This is a genomic window from Saccharopolyspora sp. NPDC050389 (assembly GCF_040655595.1).
Lineage (GTDB): Bacteria > Actinomycetota > Actinomycetes > Mycobacteriales > Pseudonocardiaceae > Saccharopolyspora.
Genome location: NZ_JBFAKG010000065.1, coordinates 1 through 21,513 on the forward strand (window position 1 = coordinate 1; position 21,513 = coordinate 21,513).

General features: G+C 67.6%; 22 protein-coding genes and 2 pseudogenes. 13 read left to right on the forward strand and 11 right to left on the reverse strand.

Annotated features, from left to right (window positions below):
* Both AB0I53_RS33295 and AB0I53_RS33300 read right to left on the reverse strand, forming a co-directional pair.
* The coding region (locus AB0I53_RS33295) for a hypothetical protein (protein WP_358612024.1) at positions 1-187 on the reverse strand (187 nt) is incomplete at its 3' end.
* 148 nt (positions 188-335) lie between these two features.
* Positions 336-797 carry an ISAs1 family transposase gene (locus tag AB0I53_RS33300; protein WP_358612026.1) on the reverse strand — a complete coding sequence of 154 codons (462 nt, stop codon included), beginning with the start codon at positions 795-797 and terminating at the stop codon, positions 336-338.
* 197 nt (positions 798-994) lie between these two features.
* On the opposite strand from AB0I53_RS33300, the gene AB0I53_RS33305 reads away from it, so the two are divergent.
* The 8 genes and pseudogenes from AB0I53_RS33305 (at position 995) to AB0I53_RS33340 (ending at position 7,583) form a co-directional block, all read left to right on the forward strand.
* Positions 995-2,197: a helix-turn-helix domain-containing protein gene (locus AB0I53_RS33305; protein ID WP_358612029.1), complete on the forward strand. Its 1,203-nt coding sequence runs from the start codon at positions 995-997 to the stop codon at positions 2,195-2,197.
* Between the two features lie 202 nt (positions 2,198-2,399).
* Positions 2,400-3,032 carry an MFS transporter gene (locus AB0I53_RS33310; RefSeq protein ID WP_358612032.1) on the forward strand — a complete coding sequence of 211 codons (633 nt, stop codon included), beginning with the start codon at positions 2,400-2,402 and terminating at the stop codon, positions 3,030-3,032.
* A gap of 12 nt (positions 3,033-3,044) precedes the next feature.
* Positions 3,045-3,392, forward strand: a complete 348-nt coding sequence (locus AB0I53_RS33315; protein ID WP_358612035.1) for a hypothetical protein — start codon at positions 3,045-3,047, stop codon at positions 3,390-3,392.
* Positions 3,393-3,400: 8 nt separating this feature from the next.
* Positions 3,401-3,784: a hypothetical protein gene (locus AB0I53_RS33320; protein WP_358612038.1), complete on the forward strand. Its 384-nt coding sequence runs from the start codon at positions 3,401-3,403 to the stop codon at positions 3,782-3,784.
* A 36-nt stretch (positions 3,785-3,820) separates the two neighbouring features.
* Entirely contained in the window at positions 3,821-4,309 is a 489-nt protein-coding gene (locus AB0I53_RS33325) for a hypothetical protein (RefSeq protein WP_358612041.1), read from the forward strand.
* A 277-nt stretch (positions 4,310-4,586) separates the two neighbouring features.
* Positions 4,587-5,441, forward strand: a pseudogene (locus AB0I53_RS33330) (Na+/H+ antiporter NhaA); the annotation flags it as partial.
* A gap of 458 nt (positions 5,442-5,899) precedes the next feature.
* Entirely contained in the window at positions 5,900-6,328 is a 429-nt protein-coding gene (locus tag AB0I53_RS33335) for an NfeD family protein (RefSeq protein WP_358612043.1), read from the forward strand.
* 10 nt (positions 6,329-6,338) lie between these two features.
* Positions 6,339-7,583 (forward strand): SPFH domain-containing protein, encoded by a 1,245-nt coding sequence (locus tag AB0I53_RS33340; protein ID WP_358612046.1) that lies wholly within the window; start codon positions 6,339-6,341, stop codon positions 7,581-7,583.
* A 163-nt stretch (positions 7,584-7,746) separates the two neighbouring features.
* On the opposite strand, the gene AB0I53_RS33345 is transcribed toward AB0I53_RS33340, so the two are convergent.
* Together AB0I53_RS33345 and AB0I53_RS33350 are read right to left on the reverse strand one after the other, a co-directional pair.
* Positions 7,747-8,613 (reverse strand): SAM-dependent methyltransferase, encoded by an 867-nt coding sequence (locus AB0I53_RS33345; RefSeq protein ID WP_358612049.1) that lies wholly within the window; start codon positions 8,611-8,613, stop codon positions 7,747-7,749.
* A gap of 14 nt (positions 8,614-8,627) precedes the next feature.
* Complete coding sequence (locus AB0I53_RS33350; RefSeq protein WP_358612052.1) at positions 8,628-10,259, reverse strand: CocE/NonD family hydrolase; 1,632 nt, start codon at positions 10,257-10,259, stop codon at positions 8,628-8,630.
* 653 nt (positions 10,260-10,912) lie between these two features.
* On the opposite strand from AB0I53_RS33350, the gene AB0I53_RS33355 reads away from it, so the two are divergent.
* Positions 10,913-11,617 (forward strand): HAD-IC family P-type ATPase, encoded by a 705-nt coding sequence (locus AB0I53_RS33355; RefSeq protein ID WP_358612174.1) that lies wholly within the window; start codon positions 10,913-10,915, stop codon positions 11,615-11,617.
* Between the two features lie 36 nt (positions 11,618-11,653).
* Here AB0I53_RS33355 and AB0I53_RS33360 read toward each other — a convergent pair whose 3' ends face one another.
* Positions 11,654-12,109 carry a CBS domain-containing protein gene (locus AB0I53_RS33360; RefSeq protein WP_358612054.1) on the reverse strand — a complete coding sequence of 152 codons (456 nt, stop codon included), beginning with the start codon at positions 12,107-12,109 and terminating at the stop codon, positions 11,654-11,656.
* Positions 12,110-12,279: 170 nt separating this feature from the next.
* Between AB0I53_RS33360 and AB0I53_RS33365 the strand changes: the two genes are divergently transcribed.
* Positions 12,280-12,711, forward strand: a complete 432-nt coding sequence (locus AB0I53_RS33365) for a universal stress protein (RefSeq protein WP_358612057.1) — start codon at positions 12,280-12,282, stop codon at positions 12,709-12,711.
* A gap of 41 nt (positions 12,712-12,752) precedes the next feature.
* On the opposite strand, the gene ppk2 is transcribed toward AB0I53_RS33365, so the two are convergent.
* The 4 genes from ppk2 to AB0I53_RS33385 all read right to left on the reverse strand — a co-directional run bounded on the left by ppk2 (position 12,753) and on the right by AB0I53_RS33385 (position 17,257).
* Positions 12,753-13,574 (reverse strand): polyphosphate kinase 2, encoded by an 822-nt coding sequence (gene ppk2, locus AB0I53_RS33370; protein ID WP_358612059.1) that lies wholly within the window; start codon positions 13,572-13,574, stop codon positions 12,753-12,755.
* A 77-nt stretch (positions 13,575-13,651) separates the two neighbouring features.
* Positions 13,652-14,539: a universal stress protein gene (locus AB0I53_RS33375; protein ID WP_358612062.1), complete on the reverse strand. Its 888-nt coding sequence runs from the start codon at positions 14,537-14,539 to the stop codon at positions 13,652-13,654.
* Positions 14,540-14,616: 77 nt separating this feature from the next.
* Positions 14,617-15,603 (reverse strand): nitroreductase, encoded by a 987-nt coding sequence (locus tag AB0I53_RS33380; protein ID WP_358612065.1) that lies wholly within the window; start codon positions 15,601-15,603, stop codon positions 14,617-14,619.
* Positions 15,604-15,766: 163 nt separating this feature from the next.
* Positions 15,767-17,257 carry an AAA family ATPase gene (locus tag AB0I53_RS33385; RefSeq protein ID WP_358612068.1) on the reverse strand — a complete coding sequence of 497 codons (1,491 nt, stop codon included), beginning with the start codon at positions 17,255-17,257 and terminating at the stop codon, positions 15,767-15,769.
* Between the two features lie 163 nt (positions 17,258-17,420).
* On the opposite strand from AB0I53_RS33385, the gene AB0I53_RS33390 reads away from it, so the two are divergent.
* Together AB0I53_RS33390 and ppsA are read left to right on the forward strand one after the other, a co-directional pair.
* Positions 17,421-17,657, forward strand: a complete 237-nt coding sequence (locus AB0I53_RS33390) for a DUF1918 domain-containing protein (protein WP_358612071.1) — start codon at positions 17,421-17,423, stop codon at positions 17,655-17,657.
* 39 nt (positions 17,658-17,696) lie between these two features.
* Positions 17,697-19,907: pseudogene (gene ppsA, locus AB0I53_RS33395) on the forward strand (phosphoenolpyruvate synthase).
* 6 nt (positions 19,908-19,913) lie between these two features.
* On the opposite strand, the gene AB0I53_RS33400 reads toward ppsA, so the two are convergent.
* Together AB0I53_RS33400 and AB0I53_RS33405 are read right to left on the reverse strand one after the other, a co-directional pair.
* Entirely contained in the window at positions 19,914-20,486 is a 573-nt protein-coding gene (locus tag AB0I53_RS33400; protein ID WP_358612074.1) for a nitroreductase family protein, read from the reverse strand.
* Positions 20,395-20,901: a hypothetical protein gene (locus AB0I53_RS33405; RefSeq protein WP_358612077.1), complete on the reverse strand. Its 507-nt coding sequence runs from the start codon at positions 20,899-20,901 to the stop codon at positions 20,395-20,397. Before AB0I53_RS33405 ends, AB0I53_RS33400 begins: the two co-directional genes overlap by 92 nt.
* A gap of 177 nt (positions 20,902-21,078) precedes the next feature.
* Between AB0I53_RS33405 and AB0I53_RS33410 the strand changes: the two genes are divergently transcribed.
* Positions 21,079-21,486 (forward strand): Hsp20/alpha crystallin family protein, encoded by a 408-nt coding sequence (locus tag AB0I53_RS33410; RefSeq protein ID WP_358612080.1) that lies wholly within the window; start codon positions 21,079-21,081, stop codon positions 21,484-21,486.
* Positions 21,487-21,513 lie beyond the last annotated feature (27 nt).

Here is a 21,513-nt window from a genome sequence, read left to right on the forward strand (position 1 = left end):
AGTCGGCCGGAACCGGAGTGAAGGACACCCGGCGCGTCCACTCCTGGATCGCCCGGCCAAGAACCTCGTCGTAACTCATGCCCTCGATGGGAGCCACCTTCTCCACCTCGGCGAGCACCGCCGGCGGAACATCCGGGATGGACACGACTTCGAGGCCTGAAAGCAGACCGCCAGAAGATTTCGACATCGGACTCTCCTCTGGGTTCGAGCGAAACTCGTGCCATCGTTGCGGCAGACTCAAGCAATGCCAATGCCCATTGCTGATACACCGTTGTGTGGCGGGACCACATACGGAACGACCGGGGTGGACGCAGGGGGCCCGGCAAAGTCTGGTCTCAGCTGGTGAGGAGTAGTTCGACGGGGCGGTTGGAGTCGCGGGCGTGATGTCGGCAGGCGGCGGAGATGTTGGTGTGGCCGGCGAGTCGGAGCAGGCTGATGGCGGTGTTGCGGAGGCTGGCCATGACTTGGGGTGCGTGGCCTGTGTGGATCTGGCTGCGGTCTTCGTCGTAGGTCACGTCGCGGACCCAGTGCAGGCGGTTTTCGATTGACCAGTGTCCTCGCAGCCATTGGGCGATTTGTTCGGGCCCGGCGTCGGTGGTGGTGAGGCTGGTGACGGCGTAGACGGTTTCGCGGTTGCGTGTGCCGGTCTTGCGGTCGGTGCGGGTGCGGGTGAGCCGCAGGACCTGGGCAGCGCCGGGGAATCCGATACCGGTGGCACCTCCAGCAATCCCTGGGGGACCGGCCAGCCGACGTCCACGACGGGTGCGGGCCGGGCAGGGCCCGACTCGACCGGGCAATCCAGGACAGGAGATGATGACAACGCGGGCACGGCGACGACTTCCGGACGATCGGTGTTTGGCGACTTCGATCATCACCGCGTCGTTACCGTGCCCGCCCCAACGACACGCCGTCACCGCAGGTCAAACCAGCACATCACGACTTTGCCGAGACCCTGGAGGTGGACGGCTCTCCCGGTGTCCTCCATAGTGTCGAAATGCTGGATGCGAAGGTGGGCGGCAACCCGCTACCGTTGGAGCCGTTCGTGAACTGGCTCGACAAGCACGGACGCCTGAAATTCTCCGGGCTCGCCGATCAGCTCCACGCCGAGATTCCCGAGCTCGGAGCGGCCGATCCGGACACGCTGGAGGCGTTGCGCGCGTCCATCGTCTCGCACCTGCCGGGCATGCGCGCCACCTTCATGGGTTCGAACCCGGACCCGCATCTTCCGAAACCGGCGCAGGATTTCGCGTACCTGATGGCTCGCTCGAACATTCCCCTGTCGGCCGTCCTTCGTTCCTACGAGCTGGGCCACGCCGCCATTTGGAACGAATTCACCAGCCATCTTCGCAAACAGCAGTCGTGGACCGTTGCGCGTCGCGCCGAGGCGCTCGAGTCGGGTTCCATCCGCATGTTCGAGTACATGCAGTCCATGACCGGCGAGACGATAACCACCTACAACCGGGCTCGCGACAGCCTCATGCGGGCCACGAATTCGCGGCGCAACGAGATCGTCCGCGCCGTGCTGTCGGGCAACGGGGGCGTGCGCGAGCTGAGAGAGCTCTTCGGTTATCACATCGATGAGGTGCACATCGGGTACGTGGCCTGGAGCGTCGACCCCATGAAACACGAAGAGGTAGCCGAACTCGCACGACGGGAGCTCCTCGGGTTCGCTCGGCAACACGTCTCCGTGACGACCGATTCCTCGGTCATCCACGGCTGGTTCACCCCGTGCAAGAACTCGACCTTCGACGACCTGGCCGCGGTTTCGCTGCCCAGGACCATCCGGCTGACTCTCGGAACCCCGCGCCGCGGAATCCGCGGGTTCCACCACACCCACCGGGAAGCCCTGTCGTGCGTCGACCTGACAGCGCTCCACACTCCCGCACCGACCCGGTTCCCCGACGTCGCGGTCACCGTGCTCGCCACGCAGGACCAGGAGATGGCCGCGCGGTTCGTCGATGACCACCTCGGGGCACTGCGCAGCCACGAAGACGGCGAACGTCTGATCAAGACGCTGCGGCACTACATGGACGCACACGCGAGCCCGACCCGGTGCGGTCAGCGCCTCGGCATCCATCCCAACACCGTGACCCAACGCGTTCAGCGCGCGGAGACGATCCTCGGCCGCCACCTCGACCCCGCCAGTCTGGCGCTACGCCTGGCCCTGGACCTCGAGCGCACGATGGAGTCGGAGTAAACGACGGCCCTTGCGCTACGCGGTCGACAGCACCCGTGGCAGACCCTATGAGACTCCACCCGCGAGCGCCGTGGAGTCGGTGACGTCCTTCCCTTCCGGCTCAATCTGATGGTTGCGTGATGAAAGCCGCGCCTCTGATGTTCCTTTTATGACGCAAGTTGGAGCTCGGCGGTGGCTGCCTCGGCGGTGGCAGGTGTTGATCGTGACCTCGGTCGCGGCGTTCATGGCCACGCTGGACGTGACGATCGTCAACATCGCTTTCCCCGGCATCGAGCGGTCTTTCTCGCATGACTCGCTGGGCGATCTGTCGTGGGTTCTCAACGCGTACAACATCGTGTTCGCCGCCGCGCTGGTGCCTGCCGGGCGACTTGCCGACCGGCTGGGCCGCAAGCGCCTGTTTCTGGTGGGCGTCGTGCTGTTCGTGACCGCGTCGGTCGTGTGCGGGCTGGCCGGCAGCTTGGGAGTGCTGGTCGCCGCGCGGGTGGTGCAGGCGATGGCCGGTGCGGTGCTGCTGCCGACGTCGCTGAGCCTGGCGTCGCCGGAGTTCCCGGTGACACAGCGGGCGACGGCGACGTCGTTGTGGACGGCCACCGGTGCGGTCGCGGCGGCCACCGGCCCGTCCCTCGGCGGATTCCTGACCAGTTGGCTGGGCTGGCCTGCCGTGTTCTTCGTGAACCTGGTGATCGGCCTGCCGATGCGGATTCCCGCCCGTCGGCTGCTCCGCGAAAGCCGCGACCAGCAGGGGCGGCTGCCCGACTTCCTCGGCGCCGCAATGGTCGCGGGGGCGGTGGCCGCGGTCGCGTTGGCGATGGTCAAGGGTCAGGCCTGGGGGTGAGGGTCGACCGCGGTGCTCGCGACGGTGGGCGCGGCCGTGGTGCTGTTCGTCGCGTTCGTGCTGCGCTCGGTGCGGCATCCGGTCCCGGTGGTGGACTTCGCGCTGTTCCGGATCCGTTCGTTCACCGTCGCCGGCATCGGCACGTTCCTGTTCGCGATCGGGTTCTTCAGTCTGCTGCTGGGCAACGTGCTGTTCCTGACGGGCGTGTGGCACCTGTCCGTAGTGCTGGCCGGGGCCGCCGCGACGCCGGGGCCGATCGCGGCCGCGCTGTGCGCCCCGGTCGCGGGCCGGCTGGCCGATCGCTTCGGCCAGCGCGCCATCGCCATCCCGGGCACCGTGCTGTTCACCCTCGGCGACTGACCCTGGCGGTGACGACCACCGCCGCTCGGAACTACGTCGGCGTGTTCCTACCGGCCGCGCTGCTCACCGGGATCGGGGTCGGCTTCACGCTGCCCGCGTTCGGCAGTGCCGGTGTCGCGCAGCTACCCCCGGCTCGATTCGCCACCGGCATCGGCGTCACGTCCGGACTGCGGCAGATCGGCGCGGTCATCGGCATCGCCGGCCTCATCGCCGTCCTGAGTGGACACCGCGGCGGCGCGGCCATCGACTCCTTCCATCGGGCGTGGCTGCTCATCGCCGGGATCGCCCTGCTCGCCCTGCTGGCCGGGATCGCGCTCGGTCGCATCCGCCCCGGCCCCCGGCCCGGCGCGACGGCCGCCCCGGCCAGACCAGTCCACCCCGCTCACGACTGACACCCGTCCGTCCCCGTCGGCTCAGGGAGCTTTGTGATGACGACTGACACTGACGCCCACCTGCCAAACCCGCTGTCCGGCCCGGAGGCGCCACGGCAGCGCATCTCGCGGCAGTCGACCGCCGAAGCCATGATGATCGCGGCACGCTGGCCGGACGCGTCGCCGCGGCTCGTGTTGTCCCTGACCGCGCAACTGGTGGGAGGCCGCCGCTACGCGGAGGCGTACCGCATGTTCGACGAACTGGCCACCGAACAACCGGACCGGCCGCTCTTCCTCGCGGTGGCCGCGTCGTTCCAGGCCAGGTTGCCCGGCCAGCTCGACGAGGCGGTGGGCAAGCTGGACGCGGCGGTCGCCGCGGAGCCCGGCTTGCCGCACTATTTCCGCGGCGTGACGCTGGCGGAACTGCCGTTGGAGGCCGGCCGAACCGAGGATGCCGTCGCCGATCTGGAGTTCGTCCTCGCCCTGCGCGACCGATTCCCGCTGGGTCTGCGACGGGCGGTGTTCCGCGCACTCCCGCGCGTATGACCAGCTCGGCCGAACCGAGGATGCCGCGGCGGCGCGGCGGAAGGCCGGACTCGACACCCAGCCCGGCCTCCCGCCGTTGATCACCGACTTCTGGGTCACCGATCAGGACGGAGCACACTTCGCGCCGCCCGGACTGCACGAGCTGGCAGCGGGCATCTTCGCCGCACAGGGCCTCGGGTTCGGCGACATCGGATTCATCGTGACCGACACCTCGCTGGTCGTGATCGACGCCGGGAGCACGAACGAGCAGGCCCGCGCGGCGCTGCGGAAGATGCGGGAGATCTCCGCGCTGGCCGTGCTGGCCATCATCAGCTCGCATCTTCCCCTGGGCCTGCGGGCCTTCCTGCTCACCCTGGCCGTGGTCGACGACCTGCTGGCGATCACGATCATCGCGTTGTTCTACACCGATGACTTCCGTCCGCTGGCCCTCGCCGCGGCGCTGGTCCCGATCGCCGCCTTCGGCCTCTTGGTTCAGCTCCGCAAGTCTTGGTGGTGGGCCCTGCTCCCTCTCGCGGCAGCAGCGTGGTTCCTCGTGCACGCCTCGGGCGTGCACGCGACCATTGCCGGTGTCTTGCTCGCCTTCACCGTCCCCGTGCTGACGCGCAACGGTGAGCAGCCAGGTCTCGCAGAACATCTCGAGCACCGCTGGCGTCCGATCTCCGCCGGTTTGGCGGTACCCGTGTTCGCCTTGTTCGCAGCCGGGGTCTCCCTGCAGGGCGGTGGACTCGCCGCCGCGCTGACCGACCCAGTCGCGCTCGGGGTCATCGCTGGACTGGTCGTGGGCAAGGTCGTCGGCATCTTCGGGTCGACCTTCACACTGGCCAAATTCACCAGGGCCCAGCTGGATCGAACCCTGTCGTGGTGGGATCTCCTCGGTGTTTCCTTGCTCGCCGGCATCGGGTTCACCGTCTCGCTGCTCATCGGTGAACTCGCCTTCGGCACCGGGAGCCCGCGTGATGAGCATGTCAAGGCCGCTGTCCTGGCGGGGTCACTGATCGCGGCATTCCTCGCGTCCATCGTCCTCAGCACCCGCAACCGGATCTACCGGCGCATCGCTGCCGAGGAGGCCCGTGACAACGATGCCGACGGCATCCCAGACGCCTATCAGGATCGGCGCGACGAGTCCCCCTGAGACCTCACGACCAAGGATTCGGAGAGGTCCGGACGGAGGAGCAAGGGCGACGCCGCCAGGCCACTGTGGAAACGGGCGGAAGACCAGCTTCCGACCAAGGGCCACTCGATGTGCCGCTCCCATCGCTCCAATCGCGACGCATCCGCCCCAGTAATGCCGCTCGGTGGGCATCGCGGAACGAGATCAATGCCTTGCGCAAGGACCTGCCCGAAGTCAGGAACCGCGGCGGGAACGCGCCCCTCCGGCCCGGCCAACGTGGTACGCCAGGTCAAGATCCACAGTAACGGGAACGCCCGATGCGTAGCCCGCACACCCCCGCACGTCTGGAGCAGTGCGGGAAGCGGCCGCGGCCGGGTCGGATCGGGTCGCTCGGCCACAAGGCGTCTGGGGAGTTAACGCACTTCTTGACCAGGTAATCGAGCCGGTCACGGCCTTGTTGCGTCTGTCACCATGAATGCATGGTCGCGCTGCTGTGGTTGATCGCAGGCGTGGTCCTGATCGGGGCCGAGGTCATCTCGGGTGAACTCGTGTTGCTGATGCTCGGCCTCGCGGCCATCGGGGCTGCCGGAGCAGCGGCGTTGGGAGTGCCGCTAGGCGTCGATGCCGCCGTGTTCGCCCTACTGGGACTGGGACTGATCTTCGTCGCCCGGCCCGCGCTGAAACGACGGCTGAACCGCGGTCTCGAGCTGAAGACCAACGTGGCAGCGCTGATCGGCAAGAAGGCTGTCGTCGAATCGACCGTGGATGCCACGCGCGGTCGGGTGCGCATCAATGGCGACGTGTGGTCAGCCCGGGCATTCGACGAAACCCAGGTGCTGGAGACCGGCCAGACGGTGACGGTCATGGACATCTCCGGGGCCACCGCCGTCGTGTGGGCCGCACCCTGAGGAGGCTGCTGTGGACCCGTTCGGACTGATCGTCATCGCTGTCATCGTGCTGCTGGTCCTCGTGATCGCGGTGAAGACCGTGCTGGTGGTGCCGCAGGCAACGGCTTCGGTGATCGAACGGCTCGGCCGGTTCCGCGACGTGGCCGAGCCGGGCCTGAACTTCCTGGTGCCGTTCCTGGACCGGGTACGCGCCCGCGTCGACCTGCGCGAGCAGGTCGTGTCCTTCCCACCGCAGCCGGTGATCACCCAGGACAACCTGACGGTGTCCATCGACACCGTCGTGTACTTCCAGGTCACCGACGCACGCTCGGCCGTTTACGAGATCTCCAACTACATCATCGGCGTCGAACAGCTCACCACCACCACGCTGCGCAACGTCGTCGGCGGCATGAGCCTGGAAGAAGCCCTGACCTCCCGCGACGCCATCAACACCCAACTGCGCGGGGTACTGGATCAAGAGACCGGACGCTGGGGCATCCGTGTCGCGCGGGTGGAACTCAAGGCCATCGACCCACCCCCGTCCATCAAGGACTCCATGGAGAAGCAGATGCGCGCCGACCGCGAGAAGCGCGCGACCATCCTCAACGCCGAAGGACAGCGGGAATCGTCGATCAAGACCGCCGAAGGCCAGAAACAAGCCGCGATCCTCGCCGCCGAGGGCCAGAAGAAGGCGGCCATCCTTGGCGCCGAAGCCGACCGCCAGTCCAGCATCCTGCGGGCGCAAGGCGATCGGGCCAGCCGCTACCTGCAGGCACAAGGCCAGGCCAAAGCCGTCGAAAAGGTCTTCGCGGCCGTCAAACGCGGCAAACCGACCCCGGAACTGCTCGCCTACCAGTACCTGCAGACGCTCCCGCAGATGGCGCAGGGAAACGCCAACAAGGTATGGGTCGTGCCCAGCGACTTCGACAAAGCCCTGGAAGGCTTCGCACGGATGCTCGGCGCCTCCGGCGCAGACGGCGTCTTCCGCTACGAACCACCGAAGGAAGAAATCCCCACCACCGCACCCGAAGATGAAGAGGAATCGATCAAATCCTGGTTCGACACCTCCACCACCCCAGAGATCGCCGAAGCCGTGCGGGCGGCCGAAGAGGTCGCACGCAAGGAAGTGCCCGGCCCGAGCAGCATCGGCGGCACGCTGCTGCCCACCCAGCGCCAAGGCGTTCAGCAAGATGAACCACAGCCGTTGCCGGGCCCGCAACCAGGTTCAGCCGAGTTGCCCGAGTCGGATTCCGCTGAACGCGACCAACGCGCCTGAGACGAAGTCCCGACTTCCGGCGGACACGGCACCACCACTCATCGAATGGTCCACAAGAGACAAGTTCCTCCGACACGTGTGCTTGGGCGCGGGACTTGCCGAAAATGCGCTAGGCCCGGGAGTCGTGTCACCGTTGTGCCGGAGTGCTCGTCATCGTTGCCGGTCAGGCCTTTTCGGCGCAGACTGACCGTTCCACCTCGCTTGCCGTCAGATCACGGCCCCGTCGCTCGAGATAGCGGTCCGCGAACTCACGCGGCCCGATGTGGTCGGCCAGACACCAGCCGTACTCGGACAAGAACCCGGCAATCTGGTCAGGTTCCATCCCGAAGCGCCACAACCTCCGCTTGACGACGTACTCGCGATACATGGCCTCGCCGCCGAACAAGGACGCACCGTCGAGGAAGTCTTTCCGCACGTACGTGAACATGAGACGGCTGCCAATCGCAGCCGCGGAAAGGTAGTCGAAGGTCCGGCGGGCGGCGCCCTCGGTCAGATACTGCGTGACTGCTTCCCAGACGAAGACAGTCTTCGTATCTGCCCGGTGGCCGTGCGCCGTGAGCACTTCCTGCAGGTCCTCGGTTTCGAAGTCGATCGGGACCAACGTGACATGATCCGGTATCTTGCCGTAGAGCCTCTGCAGCACCGCACGTTTGCGAGAGATGTTCTCCGGCAGATCGACCTCGTACACCGGCAAGCCGTTCAACCACGGCAGCCGGCAGGCACGAGTATCCAGCCCAGCTCCCAGGATCACCACGGCCTCGACCCCGGACTCCACCGCATCGCGGAGTTGATCATCGATGTAGCGCTTGCGGCACAGCATGCTCGCCCACAGGCCCGGGGCCTGCTTCTCGGTCGCATTGATCATCCACCGCCGGACCAACGGAATCCGCGAGACCGAAGCCATCAGCTTCACGCCGGCAGGAAGCAGTCGGTATGCCAACTTGTCACGCACAAGCGGAACTTCCTCGTACTGGTCGACGGCGACGATCACCATCGGACCGACCGCCGTCCTTGCAGCCGCGTTTCCCATGTTCGGAGAACCTTTCAACTGGATCGTTGTGACAGGAGGAGCAACGACGGGTGGTCGGGATCGTGGAAGATCTCCTGCTCAGCCGGTTCCATCGCGGTCCCCAACGGATCTCCAGTGCCAAGATTGCGGGCGAAGCGAGGGTGCGCTCCGCTGGAGAGCTGCAGCCGGATCCGGTGCCCGCGGCGGAACCTGTGCGCGGTTGGCGACAACTCCACCCGCGCAATCCGGACACCATCCACTGTGGTCTCCGATTGCGACGTCCTCAAGCGGAGGATCCCGTCGCAAAGGTTCACCGACCGACCTCCCGGCTCGACATCGCACAACCGAGCGAAGACATCGGTGTGCTCCCGGCTGGATCGGATGTGGACCTCTGCTCCGACAAGTCCGACGACGTCGAGATCTGCGCGGAGCACTGGGCTGGTGAACACCAGCACGTCGCTGCGAGATTCGATGCGGCGGTTGTCCTTCGAGCCAGCGCCGACAGCCACGATCGCGCCACCGATTGTTGGCGTCGGGTCCGCTGGGTCGTATCGGTACCGGCTCGGTGTACAGGTCACGGGCGACCGGGTGTCCAATCCGCCGTCGCCGTGCAAGTACCACGGTTTCGCGTCGAAGCCAGGAGGTGGCCAGTCGGTGAACTCGCTCCACCGATCAGCTCCGGTCATGTTGAGGTGCACCGGGTTTTCCGGCGGCTTCCCCTCACCACGCAACGCGTGGTCGAGAACCGCGAACGATTCACGGAGGTACCTGCGGCTGTTCATACCACGCCCGTGCGACCACGGCCCGACGAGCAACCGAACCTGCCGCCCCGAGGCGCGCAGTGCCGCGTAATCCGCAAGCATCCCAGGGAGGAAGAAGTCGAACCAACCACCCGCCAGCAACACCGTCTCCGGCATGTTCTCGACGTTGCGCTGGTGGTCCATGCGTGCCCAGTAGGCATCAGGCTCGGGGTGGTGCAGCCATTCCTGGAAGTACGGCACGTGCTCCCCCACTGCTTTGCGGTCGGCATCGCCGATCTTCGGGGCGAGCACGGCCTTCCGAAGCTTCCGCGGTCCGGTGAACGCGGCCGGCAGTTGCCGAAGAAGCGACCCTCGAGTGCGGAACATCGTGTTCACGACCTGAACCCAGCCCAGCGCATTGCCGAGGGCGAACGCGCCGCCGGGATACATGAACGAGTGGTAGAACTCCGACGGGGCGTCCTGGATGATCGCCGCTTTCCACTCCGGTATCTGCACCTGCGCCAGTTCCCACTGCACATAGCCCAGATAACTCGTGCCCCACGTGGCCATGACCGAGGGGAACCACGGCTGGTCCCGCCAAGCAACCGTTTGCAGCCCATCACCAGGCCGCATGGCGAAGCCGTCGAACTCGCCGCCGGAGTCCGCAGTGCCGCGCAGGCTCTGCTGGAAGACCTGGAACCCCTGCTCGGCGATGACCCGGGCCAACACCGCATAAGCCTGCCGCCGCCCGTAGGGCGAGCGGATGAACACCAACGGCGCGCGTTCATCACCAACCGGGTAGTAGCGATCGGCCATCAGCCGGACACCGTCCGACATCGGCACCGCGATGTCACGCTGCACCCGCACCCGAGCGCGGGCGGGCGGCAGCCCGATGAACCAGCGCATCGCCGCAGTCAGCACGGCCATGGAACTTCCTTGGATGGGCGTCCGTCGACGCGCTCCACAACCATGCCGTTCCAGCTGCTGGACTGCGACCGCCCCGCACGAGCCAGCCCGGCTATCCCTGCGCCCACGACCAATACACGCCCACCGGCCGACATGACAGCTCCGTCCTCGAAGCAATACCTACGTCACGCCGACCAGGCTTCCCGGCACACCATCGACACCGGCTCCGGTGCGATGACAACTACCGTAGACCATGGTCAGAACTTTCTGAACCAACAGGGCCCGGATGGCCGCGCAACGTGCAGCACCCGGCCCGTGGCCTGGCAATGCGGTCCACCTCCATTGCAGTCCCGTCCTCTGCTGGAGGAAGCGGACGTGAACACGCCACTCGCCCCCGGAGCGGCAAGGGCAGCGAGATTTAGTAGTGGTCAGGCGCGAGCGGGAGTCTTGATCCGCGCATGCCGATCAGCAGGTGAGTGACGTCGACGGCAAGCCAGAACGTCACCGTGCCCATGGCCGCTCGGGCCCGAGCCAGAACCGTTCGCCCGCGCCATCAGGCCCCCCTTGGCCGGCGACACGACCCGCTCGAACACCATCGGACCACCCGGCCACCGTCGAGGGACTGTAAGTTCTGCGGTGTAACTGTCCACGGTGGAGGATAGTGCACGTGACTGATCAGAGCAGGAACTCGTCGGAGCAGCGGAGTCGACACCGCTCCCCTCGAGCCAGTCAGTCATCGCCTTTCAAAGGATGGGAAAACGGCGATCCTGTCTGCGGTGGATGATCGTCCCGTTCGTGTGCTCGGGGTGGCCGACACCGTGAAACCAGAGTCGCCCGACGCGATCTCGGCCCTCCACCACCTCGGCCTCGACGTCGTCATGATCACCGGCGACAATGCGCACACCGCCGAGACCATTGCCCAACAGGTCGGCGTCCACCGGGTGCTTGCCGAGGTGCTTCCGCAGCACAAGGCCGGTGAGATCCGCCGACTGCAAGTCGAAGGCCGCCGGGTCGGCATGGTCGGCGACGGCATCAACGACGCGCCGGCACTAGCGCAAGCCGACGTCGGCTTGGCCATCGGCACCGGCACCGACGTCGCCATCGAAGCCGCCGACATCACCCTGATCTCAGGCTCGCTGTCCGGCGTCGTCACCGCCATACGATTATCCCGGGCGACCATGCGCAACATCCGGCAAAACCTGTTCTTCGCCCTCGTCTACAACGCCATCGGAGTTCCCGTCGCCGCAGGCGTTCTCTACCCACTGCTGGGCATCCAGCTCAGTCCGATGCTCGCCGCCGCGGCGATGGCACTGTCTTCGCTGTCCGTGGTCACCAACGCCAACCGCCTCCGATCGGCCATCACTCAACCTAGGGACTGACGAGGCCACCGCCTGCGTCGAGCCAGCCCCCACACCTCATCGAACACCCGTCTCCGACTCATTCTCCTCAGCGTTGTAGTGAACGTTCCCGGCGATGGCGCGAACGAGGTCGACGGCGGTGAGGACTCCGCGAATCTCGCCGTGCGAGATCACTAGCAGCGCGTCGGTGTGTTCCTCGATCATGCGGTGCGCGGCGATCGCAACGCTGTCCTCGGCGGCCACCTGGGGGGCCGGTCTCCGGCACAACGAGTCCACGCTCACTGGTTCACCGGGGATTCTCCCGGCTATTCCGAACAGCAGGTCGATGGCCGTGACAAGCCCGGTGGGCGCGGTGGTGGACGCGACGGCCAGGTGGTGGACGCCGTTGCGATACATCTCCTGCAACGCCGCCATCGCGTCGATGTCTCCGTGCACCGCGACGATCGGGGTGCTGGCCAGATCGATCACTTCGGACCGGACCGACGGCGCCTCGGTCGGTTGCTCACCGGTCATGACACCACCTCGACGAATCGCGGCTCGAGCGCTGCTCGAACCGTGGGTACCCCTTTGAGCGGGGCTTGCACCCAAGACTCGAACCTGCGGGGCCCGTCCGGCAGAGGCGATCGCCCTCTCCGGGAGCGCGGAACTTGCGAAAGTCGCATCGCCGACGCTGGGAGGAAGGCATGAACGAGCACCGATACACCATCGTCGTCGGCGTCGACGGCTCGCCCGCGTCCAAGGTGGCACTGCGGTGGGCCGTGTGGCATGCGGGCCTGGTCGACGGGCGCATCACGGCCTTGATGGCCTGGGACGCGCCGCTCATCTACAACTGGGAAGTGCCTGGACTCGAAGACTTCGCCGCCACGACCGCGAAGATCTTGAGCGGGGTGGTCAAGGAAGTCGCCGGGGATTCCGAGGTGGAGATCAGCAAGGAGGTTTCGCAGGGACATCCGGCACGGGCGTTGCTGGAGGCCGCCGAGGAGGCGAACGCGGACCTGCTCGTGGTGGGCAACCGCGGTCACGGCGGCTTCGCCGAGGCGCTCCTGGGCTCGGTCAGCCAGCACTGCGTCCACCACGCCTGCTGCCCCGTCGTCGTGGTCCGTGGCCGATCCTGACCATCGTGCAGCAACTGCAAGCTGATCACCGCTGGTCTGGTTCATTCGAGCTTCGCGGCGTAGTCCGGCACGTACTTGAACGCGCAGCGGGGCGGACGCCGGTAACTGCCGGAGGATGACCGGGTGGGCAGTTCCATCCGGGGCCGCGGTACTTCGTGGTACGGCACGCTGGAGAGCAGGTGGGCGATCATGTTGATTCGCGCTCGCCGCTTGTCCTCGCTTTCCACCAGGTACCAAGGTGATTCTGGGGTGTCCGTCGCGGCGAGCATCCCGTCCCGGGCGCGGGAGTACTCGTCCCAGTGGGCAACCGAATCAAGGTCCACATTGGAAAGTTTCCACTGGCGCATCGGGTCCTCGACACGTTTGCGCAGCCGCCGCGCCTGCTCTGCGCGGCTGATCGAGAACCAGTACTTGCGCAGCAGCAGTCCGTCATCGACGAGCAGCCGCTCGAAGACCGGGCACTGCTCAAGGAAGCACCGGTGCTCCTCCTCCGTGCAGAACCCCATAACGCGTTCCACCCCGGCGCGGTTGTACCAGCTGCGGTCGAACAGCACGACTTCCCCAGCTGCGGGAAGCTGCGCGACGTAGCGTTGGAAGTACCACTGGGTGCGCTCCCGCTCTGTCGGAGCGGGAAGCGCGACAATCCGGGCCACCCGCGGGTTGAGGTACTCGGTGACGCGCTTGATCGTGCTGCCCTTCCCTGCCGCGTCACGCCCCTCGAAGAGCACCACGAGCCGCTGGTTCTCGGCCCGCACCCACTCCTGCAGCTTCACCAACTCCGCTTGCAGCTGGAAAAGCTCGCGCTCGTAAACAGCACGCGGCAAACGGTTCCGCTGCTCAGCCGGATCACTGGTGCCTGCCAACGCCGCTCACCTCCAGCCGCGCCTCCACCAAACGTGCGCCGCATCCGACTTTGGCCCCGGGTAACTGGGCAATCTGATCATCCGGTTTCGGCGCGCACTACGAGCACTGGGCAGGGGGCCGCGTGCAGCAGCGCGCGGCTGGTCGAGCCCAGCATCATCCCGGTGACTCCACCGCGCCCCCGACTACCCACGACGATGAGCTGCGCGCGGGCACCACGCAGCACCAGGAACCGCACCGGCCGATCCCGCTCCACTACGCGCTCTACCTGCACGTCCGGGTATTCCTCCTGCCACCCGGCCAGCCGCTCGGCCAGCGCCATCCCCTCTTTTGCCTCGATCGAGCCCCAGTCCCGGTCGGCGTCGAGGTCGAACCACTCGTCGATGGCGTCATCGCTCCACACGTGGACGGCCGTCAGCGGAGCGCGGCGCACGGTAGCCTCCGCGAACGCCACCGCCAGGGCGGGCTCGCTGACCGGAGATCCGTCTACGCCCACGATGATCGGCAGAGATCGTTCCGCGGGCTTCGGTCCGCCACGAACGGGTACCACAACCACGGGGCATGCTGCCCTCATGGCGAGTGTCTCCGCAGTGGAGCCCAGCGCCAGTTTCACCCCGGTGGCGTCGCCGAGGCCGCGAGTGCCGACGACCACTCGCCGCGCACGGGTTGATTCCTCGACGAGAACGGCGGCGGGCTTGGCGTGACGGACCTCCTGAGTGATCTCCACATCGCCGGCGACTGCTGCAGCCGTGGTCACCGCCTGTGACAGCCGTCGGTGCCGCTCGTTCTCGATCACCTCCAACGTGTCCTGGGAGATCGACGGCGCAGCGGCGTCATTCACCCCGTACGGGACGGCACACACCAGCCTGAGCGGTACCCGATGCAACGCAGCATCCTCTGCTGCCCACCTGACCGCCTCCATCGCGGCCTGCGAGCCATCAACCCCCACCACGTCGACCTTGCGCATACAGCCCTCCCGGGCTCGGCAGAAGCCCCTCTCTCCTGCACCCCGCTTACCGCGAGAGAACGCGAGTCAGGAGCGGGCTAGTCGTTGATCAGCAGATCCCGCACGTCACGACGTGGTGTCGCCGGCGTCGGCGAGCCATAGCCGAGCCGAACCAGTGCCTGCGCGTACAGCGTCCCGCCGAGCAGCCGCTGCAGCTCCTCCCGCGTGTCCGCGACCTCCACGACCTCCGACAGCAGTGACGCCGCCAGGCCGTGTGCTGTCGCGGTGAGCAGCATGCGCTGCATCGCCTGCCCAGCCTGCAGGTCGGCGAGCCGGCTGCCGTGGTGCGAGCACACCACGACCAGCAGCGGCTCGTACTCGAAGTCCTTGCCAGGAACCCGCGCACGGGCCTCGCCGCCGGAGAAGTCCCGCAGCACCCACTGGTCTTGGGGCTCCGGTTGCGGCCCCGCCGCTGCGGCAGGCACGCCTTCGACCGCCCCCGTCGGACGGCCGGTCCAGCGCCCCAGCTCCTCCCGGAAACGTGCGTCGGCCATCTGCGCCCGGTGCGCGCGATGCACAAGTCCCTCCAACGCCCCGAGTTCCGGGCATTTCATCACGTACAACCAGCCTTGCTCTCGCCGCACCGCAGTGGCCAGGGCGTGCCGGTACTCGGTCGGCACCGGTGTCTCCAAGAACGGCCGCCGGTTGCTGCGCCGCTGCGGGATGGCCCGGTACAACTCCTGTTCCTCCGGTGCCTGGGTCGTCTGCCCGCCGCTGCGCACCTCGGCCAAGGCGGTCGGCGCGGTCAGCCGCGGCAGCAGGGTCACGACCGGCCGAACACCGGCGTGTTCCAGCGCCAGGCGGAGGTTCAGCAACGCCGCCCCGCACGCCAACCACAGCTCGCGGTCGTCTGGGTCCGCTGCCGGGAGCCGCCGCTGCGGATCGCTGTGCAGCTCGATGGCGTGCGGCAGGAGGCGAAAACGCCACGGCTGGCTGTTATGCAACGACGGCGCCAACCCGGCCTGCCGCACCACGTCCTGGGCCTGCTCTGCGGACAAGCCCAGCGCTGTTGGAAATGAAGTCATCTCCTGCCCCTCGGCGTACGCCAAAAGCCCGCATCGAGTCTTGCAGACCATCGACCGCCCTGCTCGGGCGCGACGCAGCCGGTATAGCACCCTGCGACTGGAGAGATCTCGCTCTGCACGCCTGCGGGGTGCCTGAGAACGCTCGCTGTGGCCGCCTCGGCGTTCAGCTGGTTTCGAAGGCCGTCCAGGCTGTTGCGATCGCGGTGTCTTCGCGGCCGGCGGTGTCGATGCGGGTGGATTCGGGCCATTCGGCGAAATCCCCGCGCATCGCGGCAGCGATCTCCGCTGTCGCGTCGGAGGCGTCGCCGACCCGGGCGGTGATGCGCGGTTCGGCGATCTCCGCCGGGGCCACGCACTGGAGTTCGGTGACCACGGCGGACGCCTCGCGCGCGGCGGCTCTGGCCGACTCGCGTTCGTCCGCGTTGCTCCAGCTGGCGTCCAGGACCACGCTTTCACCGAGCTCCAGGAGGGTTCGCGCCCGGTCCAGCATCTCCTGGTAGGTGTCGTGCACCTGCTCGCTGTCGTAGAGGCCGCGACCGTAGCCGACGTGCGCGGCAAGGCCGGCCACGCCCGGGAGTTCCCGGCGGATCTGGTCGGTGCGCAGCAGAACCGCCCCCATCCGGTCGGCCAGTGCTCCGGCTACGGTCGACTTGCCGGTGCCCGGCAGTCCGCCCACGAGGACCAGCCGGACCTGGCCGTCGCGCAGGTGCTGCAACGCCATGCCCGTCAGCTGCCGAGCCTCCGCCGCGGCGTCGGCGACGCCCTGGGCGTGTCGCAGGCACGCGACCTTGGCGCGGACGAACGCCCGGTAGGCCAGGTAGTGGTGCGCCAGCGACTGCACACCCCGGGCATCGGAGAACTCCTGGTACCAATCCAGGAAGATCTGGCCGAGTGCGGCGTCGCCGAGCCGTTCGAGATCCATCGCCAGGAACGCGACGTCGTCCAGGGCGTCGACGCAGCGCAACGCGTCGTCGAATTCCAGGCAGTCCAGCACCCGTGGTCCATCCGGAAGGCAGAAGATGTCCTCGGCCAGCAGATCACCATGACCGTCCACAATGCACCCGCGCCGCACCCGGTCCTCCAACAGCGGGGTCCGGCCGTCGAGGTAGCGCAGGGTCAGCTCGACGACCTCGTCGAACCGGGCACGATCGAGGACATCACCGACGAACGGCTCGGCTCCGGCGAAGTTGTCGGTCCAGCGCTTGCGCAACGCGGCCGGCCTGCCCGCGGCATCGATGTCGGGTCCGCGGTGCGCAGTGCTGTGGAAGGATGCGAGCATCCGCGCCAGCTGCTTCAGATCGGCCCGAACGTCCGCCCGCTGCGCCACCAGCTTCGACAGCCGAAGCGACGAGGGCATGCGGCGCATCACCACGATCCAATCGCACGGCTCGCCGTTGCCGTCGAGCACCTGGGCCACGTCGAGGTAGACGTCGGGGGCGAGCCGGCGGTTGAGCTCCAGCTCGCGTCGGCACGCCCGCTCCCTGGCGGTCACGGTGCGGAAGTCGAGGAAGCCGAAATCGACGGGTTTCTTGACCTTGTAGGCGTGATCGCCGATGAACACCACCACCGCGCAGTGGCTCTGCGCGATCCCGACGCTGTCCGGGTGGACGAAGCGAGCCGGTGACGTACCGGTCCTGGTGTGCGAGGTGCTCATGTTGGCGATCCTCCGCCGAGGGTTGTGGGGCTGCGAATCGCTTCCCGACTGTCGCGCATCCCGAGCGTCGATGCAGGGTCGAACGGCCCTGGATCCCGGCCGGGCCCGTGCGGTTACCTGACGCTGCCGGAGTCCCTCGGGGAAGTCGGGGAGCGAGCCGATCATGCGTGCGGACGTGGGTGACTGGCTGGTAGTCGAAGGCACCCACCTCGACGACCACCGCCGCAAGGGACAGATCCTGGAGGTCTACGGGCCGGACGGCGGGCCGCCCTATCTGGTCCACTGGCTCGAAGACGGGCACACCAGCCTGTTCTTCCCCGGCCCCGAGACGCACACGTCGAAATCCCTGCCTCACCACCTCAAGCTCAATAGTCCCCGAAGCGTCTCGGTGAGATCGTGATGCCCTCCATTCGTTGGTTCTCCCAGCTGGGACTCGCCGATGTGCCCTTCGCCGGAGGGCGCCAACCTGGGCGAGCTGACGCGGGGCGGTTTCCCGGTCCCGCCGGGTTTCGTCATCGATGCGGACGCCTACCACACCTCGCTCCGAGAGGCCGGAGTCGAGGCCGAGCTCAACCGGGTGTTGGCCGAGGCCACCGAGCTGGTCGACGACCAGGCCCGGCTGACGTCTGCGTGCACCCAACTTCAGGAGTTGGTGCACCAGGCGGGCATGTCTGCCGGGATGCGCGGGGAACTGGACAAGGCCTACGCCGAACTCGATCACGGCCTGCGGGTGGCAGTGCGCTCGTCGGCCACGGCCGAGGACGCGCCGGGCATCTCCTTCGCCGGGGTCAACGAGAGCTTCACCAACGTCGCCGGCGCCGACGAGCTCGCCGCGCGCGTAGTGGACTGCTGGGCGTCGCTGTTCAGCCCACGGGCCGTCGCCTACCGGGCCGCCTAGGGGGTGCACGAAGCCCCGGCGATGGCCGTGATCGTTCAGCAGATGGTGGATGCGGAACGCTCCGGCGTCGCCTTCACCGCGAACCCGGCCACTGAGTCGCGGGAGGAGATGCTGGTGGAGGCCGGCTTCGGACTCGGCGAATCCGTCGTCGGGGGCACCGTGGAACCCGACACCTACACCATCCGCAAAGCCGACTCCCGACTCACCCAGCTCAACATCGGTCGCAAGAACCACAAGGTGGTCCGCGATGCGTCCGGCCGGCAGACCCGCGTCGATCTGGCGGCCGCCGAGACCGACCAACGGGTGCTCACCGACACCGATCTGCGTGAGTTGTCCCGGCTGCTGGTCCAGGTCGAAGAGCACTACGGCAGCCCGCAGGACGTGGAATGGGCCATCGCCGACGGCACGTTGTGGCTGGTGCAGTCCCGTCCGATCACCACCCTTGAGCGCCGCGCGCCAACGAGTGCCGTTCTGGTCTCCGGGCTCGGGGCGTCGTTCGGCACCGCCTCCGGCCCAGTCCGGGTCATCCAGTCACCTGCCGAATCCGGGGCACTCCGCCCCGGTGAGGTACTGGTGGCGCCGATGACCGCACCGGACTGGCTGCCCGCGATCCGCAAGTCCGCCGCGCTGGTCACCGACAGCGGCGGCATGACCTGCCACGCCGCCATCGTCGCCCGCGAACTCGGACTGCCCTGCGTGGTCGGCGCCCGCACAGCCACCACCACGCTGCACGACGGCATGGCGGTGACCGTTGACGGGGCGAACGGCACCGTGGCCGAAGGCAGCATCAGCGCGGTTCGCGAGCCCGCCCGCGTTGAGCAGCCACTGGAACCCGCCCCGAGCCAGTCCCTGGCCACCCGGATCTACGTGAACCTGGCTATGCCCGACCAAGCTCAGCAGGTCGCTGCACAACCGGTCGACGGGGTGGGCCTGCTGCGCGCGGAGTTCCTGCTCACCGAAGCGCTCGGCGGCGAGCACCCCGGCCGGATCCTCGCCCGCGATGGCCAGGAATCCGCCATCACCGCACTGGTATCCGCACTGTCCACAATCACCACGGCCTTCGCTCCACGGCCGGTCGTCTACCGAACCGCGGACTTCCGCAGCAACGAGTTCCGTCACCTCACCGGAGGTGGCGACTACGAGCCGGTCGAGGACAACCCGATGATCGGCTATCGCGGTTGCTACCGCTACGTCCGGGACCCGTCGTTGTTCCGCATGGAACTCGAAGCGCTCGCCCGCGTCCGCGAGCAGACCCCGAACCTGCATCTGATGATCCCGTTCGTGCGTACCCGCTGGGAGCTGGAACAGTGCCTCGCCGAGGTCGACAGCAGCCGGCTCGGCGCGGCGCGCGGGCTGCACCGCTGGGTGATGGCCGAGGTGCCTTCGATCCTGCACTGGCTACCCGAATACGTCAGACTCGGCATCGACGGCGTGTCCATCGGCAGCAACGACCTCACCCAGCTGGTCCTCGGCGTCGACCGCGATTCCGAGCTGTGCGCCCCGCTGTTCGACGAGTCCGACCCGGCAGTGCTCGACGCGATCGGGCAGATCATCGGCGCCGCACGGCGCGCCGGGATCACCTCGTCACTGTGCGGGCAGGCGCCGTCGAGCAACCCGGATTTCGCCGAACACCTCGTCCGGCTGGGTATCACGTCCATCTCGGTCAACCCCGACGCTGTGCCTGCGGTCCGGCGCGCGGTCGATGTCGCCGAGCGCAAGATTCTCCTCGAAGCGGCACGGACCCGGATCTGAGCGCACTCACTCCGGTGGGAACAGTGGCTCGACGACTTCCGACAGCGCGCGGCGAGGGGTCAGCGGTCCGGGGAACTCGTGCGTGACCGGCCACCCGATCCGGATTGCCAGCTGTGGAAACCCGTTTCCGCCGAGGACCTGTTCCCGCACCTGGTTGCGGGACTCGGCGACCTCGCCGATCTGGCTCAACGGGCAGGTCACCAGCCCTTCCTCAGTCGCGCTCAGCAGCACCGCGCTCAGCGCCTCCCCTGCGGCCAGCCAGCTCTCATAGCTGTCGCCACGGGTAGCCAGCACCGCCCCGTCGTCCAGGATCGGCACCGGGAGCTCCCCCTCCGCGACCAAGGCGAAATCCCGCTCCGGCATGCCGCGCAGGTGTTCGGCCGGAATGCTGCGCGCCGGCACGCCCTCCGCGGTCGCATGCCGCCCCACCCAGGCGGCGAGTTCCTGCCGGTACTCCGGCCGCTGGCGCTCCTCCGAGCCCGCATGTTCAATCGCCAGTTCCAACTCCCGGCGTGTCCTGCCGTCCGAGGCGAACGTGAGCGTGCAGTCCTCCAGCCGCGCGACCTCGCGCAAGGGCACGAGGACCTCGTCCGGGACCGGATCTTGCAGGAACGGGCCGCCGGTCGCTGCGCCGGGTCGCCGCCGCAGCCGCCAGCGTCACCACGTGCTCATCAACCTCGTCCAGCCTGGTGAACTCGATCGACGCCAGGTGATCCGGTTGCGCGGGGTTCGGCAGCCGGTGCACCCGGAGTTTCCATCCCTCAGCGGCGAACGCGATGCGCGCGTGGTTCAGGGCCGCGCCGCAGCTGATCACCATTTCCCGCCCGGTCGGGTCGAGGACCGGCAGCAGCCGGGAACTGTCGAGGTAGAGGTGCACCGAGTGCTCCGCTACCTTCCACCGCCACGGTTGGCTGTTGTGCACCGACGGCGCCCGGCACGCCAGCGCCAGCGCCGAACGGACCGTCTCCTGCGACGGAACTGCCCTTCCAGCCATCACGCCCACCCCCACGGCCAATGCTGGCGCATCGCGGACAGGGTCACCGGTTTCCGGCTCGCTGCCGCGTGGGTACCACGTTCACGTCAGCCGATAACGGGGCCGACCGGCCCTAGCACTCGTCGGCGCTCACGCCGACAGTGAAGAAACCGGGGATCGGCTAGCTTGGAGGAAATCATGACCAGCTTGTTGCCGAGGCCGGGAATGGGCTTGCCCGACATCTTCCAGATGTTCGAAACCGAGTGGCCGTTCGGGGAACGGCACGCGATGCGGGTGGAAACCTACGCCGACAAGGGCGAGTTCGTGGTCCGCTGCGAGCTGCCCGGCGTGGACCCGGAGAAGGACATCCACATCAACGTCGAAGGCAACCAGCTCAAGATCAACGCCGAACGCAAGCACGAAGAACGCACCGACCGGCACAGCGAGTTCCACTACGGCACCTTCAGCCGCACCCTGCTGCTGCCGACCAGCTGCAACACCGAAGACATCAAGGCCGAGTACGAAGCGGGAATCCTGACCATCCACATGCCACGACGAGAAACCGAAGCACGCAAGGAAATTCCCGTCGCACGTGTCGGGAAGTAGCCCTCGCGGTAGGTAGTTCCGGCGGCC

Excerpts from the sequence above, each read along its gene's own strand:
- AB0I53_RS33405 (WP_358612077.1), bottom strand. The coding sequence starts at position 20,901 with ATGGCTGGAAGGGCAGTTCCGTCGCAGGAGACGGTCCGTTCGGCGCTG.
- AB0I53_RS33410 (WP_358612080.1), top strand. The coding sequence starts at position 21,079 with ATGACCAGCTTGTTGCCGAGGCCGGGAATGGGCTTGCCCGACATCTTC.
- AB0I53_RS33345 (WP_358612049.1), bottom strand. The coding sequence starts at position 8,613 with ATGGGAAACGCGGCTGCAAGGACGGCGGTCGGTCCGATGGTGATCGTC.
- AB0I53_RS33350 (WP_358612052.1), bottom strand. The coding sequence starts at position 10,259 with ATGGCCGTGCTGACTGCGGCGATGCGCTGGTTCATCGGGCTGCCGCCC.
- AB0I53_RS33385 (WP_358612068.1), bottom strand. The coding sequence starts at position 17,257 with ATGAGCACCTCGCACACCAGGACCGGTACGTCACCGGCTCGCTTCGTC.
- AB0I53_RS33360 (WP_358612054.1), bottom strand. The coding sequence starts at position 12,109 with ATGACCGGTGAGCAACCGACCGAGGCGCCGTCGGTCCGGTCCGAAGTG.
- AB0I53_RS33365 (WP_358612057.1), top strand. The coding sequence starts at position 12,280 with ATGAACGAGCACCGATACACCATCGTCGTCGGCGTCGACGGCTCGCCC.
- AB0I53_RS33380 (WP_358612065.1), bottom strand. The coding sequence starts at position 15,603 with ATGACTTCATTTCCAACAGCGCTGGGCTTGTCCGCAGAGCAGGCCCAG.
- AB0I53_RS33390 (WP_358612071.1), top strand. The coding sequence starts at position 17,421 with ATGCGTGCGGACGTGGGTGACTGGCTGGTAGTCGAAGGCACCCACCTC.
- AB0I53_RS33325 (WP_358612041.1), top strand. The coding sequence starts at position 3,821 with ATGACGACTGACACTGACGCCCACCTGCCAAACCCGCTGTCCGGCCCG.
- AB0I53_RS33305 (WP_358612029.1), top strand. The coding sequence starts at position 995 with ATGCTGGATGCGAAGGTGGGCGGCAACCCGCTACCGTTGGAGCCGTTC.
- AB0I53_RS33375 (WP_358612062.1), bottom strand. The coding sequence starts at position 14,539 with ATGCGCAAGGTCGACGTGGTGGGGGTTGATGGCTCGCAGGCCGCGATG.
- AB0I53_RS33335 (WP_358612043.1), top strand. The coding sequence starts at position 5,900 with ATGGTCGCGCTGCTGTGGTTGATCGCAGGCGTGGTCCTGATCGGGGCC.